General features: G+C 39.5%; 2 protein-coding genes. Both read right to left on the bottom strand.

Annotated features, from left to right (window positions below):
* Window positions 1-297: 297 nt before the first annotated feature.
* A complete protein-coding gene (locus tag DWV53_RS15130) occupies window positions 298-537 on the bottom strand; it encodes a hypothetical protein (RefSeq protein ID WP_147468829.1) in 240 nt (79 codons plus the stop codon).
* Between the two features lie 102 nt (window positions 538-639).
* The gene (locus DWV53_RS15125) at window positions 640-1,311 is read right to left on the bottom strand and encodes a transcription termination/antitermination NusG family protein (protein WP_118155437.1); all 672 of its coding nucleotides are present in this window, start codon (window positions 1,309-1,311) and stop codon (window positions 640-642) included.
* Between the last annotated feature and the right edge of the window lie 293 nt (window positions 1,312-1,604).

Genomic DNA, 1,604 nt, shown 5'->3' with positions numbered 1-1,604 from the left:
TTCGCTCCCTAGATGCCCTGAAGCGACGCATAAAATCTGCCTTTTTTTCTTCTATGGTCATAACGTAAGTTTTGTTTCGACTCCCCTGTCCCTCTCTTGCGAAGAGGGGGTCCTTACCCTATACCCAAGCCCTAAATCCCTACCATAGGGATTAGGGATGTAACCGCCATCCGGTGCTCGGAACCGCTACGCTATAAGGTTGGCGGACCATCAAAGGTCTTCGCCATGTTGTGCGGGATGGGACCGCTTTGCTATAACTTACTATAACATTTTACTCAGATAACTCATATTAATGGGCTACCAGCCAAAAATGTCACTATGTGTACCTGTATCGGTTAAAGCAAGACTCTTCATTAATTCATCCAAATCATTAGTAGCAAAGAGTTTTTCATTCTTTGCTGCTTCTAATGCCTTGTCTAATCTACAAGCCTTAGGGGCTTTTTGCTTTTTGGCAACCCACCCGATTTTCTTAATCAATGATTTGAAAAGAGAAATATCGGTTGCAGGGACATCTAATGTATATGTAGCTGTATTCATAATTGTATCTCCTTTTTTAGGTGCAAAGATAAGGGTTTTCCGTGAAACTTCAAGAATGTATACCAACGTACCCATTTTTATGCAACAAGAGCATTCTACAACTTAATCTTCTTCAACGACTTCGAGTAAATTTCTACTTATCGTAAGCGTTGCACCACTGATATACTTGATTTCGCTGCCGATGACGGCTTTCTTGCCATTATAACTCTGTACGTATGCTTCCACACCTTTCATGCTACCTGCTACCACTCGCACTTTGATACCTTTCTTCAAAGGAACAGGGGCAGCAGTGACAGGTTCTTCATCATTCTCTACAAAATATCGATAGTTGGCAACAACCTGGTCGGGAATTTGATATATTTTCCTTTGACCTGGCATCGTCAGCATCTTGTACACATCCGAACGGAAGCGGATTTTGTCAAGTTGTCTCGGAGAAACATTGCAAAAGATGAAAGTGGAAAGAAATAGCTTTTCTTTCACTTTTCGCTTATTGGAACGTTTGTCTATATAAACTACTTTTACCTTGGGAATCCAGTAATCAAACCAAACATGATTGTGATTAAGATTGATTCGTATAGAATCAGCTATTCTCGTTTCACAATTCACTCTCACTACAGCCACATACCATCCTGCATCAGTAGGTTTTTCAAGCCCTTCATTAGGCTTTTCCAGAACCTTTTTCTTAGCGTTTTGTTCACTTTTTGCCACGGCTTCGCCGTCGTCCCCTGCAATAGTGGACGTTACCTGTGAGTGTATATCTGTCTCTTTCATCATGCGAATCAAGTTCGTTATTTGATGTCGTTCATCTGAATCTCTACATAAGAGACACAGAAACTCTTTGCAAATATAAGATAATTGTTGGAAACTAGCAAATTATGCGTGTTAAAAAATTAATATCATTCTACGAAATTCTACACTAATTTAGCATTCTTTTCGTACACAATCATCTAAGTCGCTGATTGAAAGAATGTTTTCCGATTTTCTGTATCTCTCATGTAAAGATTTAGGAAAAATCTGTGAGCATCTTGAAATCTGTGGGAAAAACAAAAAAGCCTCAGAAATCTTTC

The sequence above is a fragment of the Segatella copri genome (assembly GCF_003465495.1).
Lineage (GTDB): Bacteria > Bacteroidota > Bacteroidia > Bacteroidales > Bacteroidaceae > Prevotella > Prevotella copri_G.
This window is presented reverse-complemented; position numbering and strand designations above follow the sequence as displayed.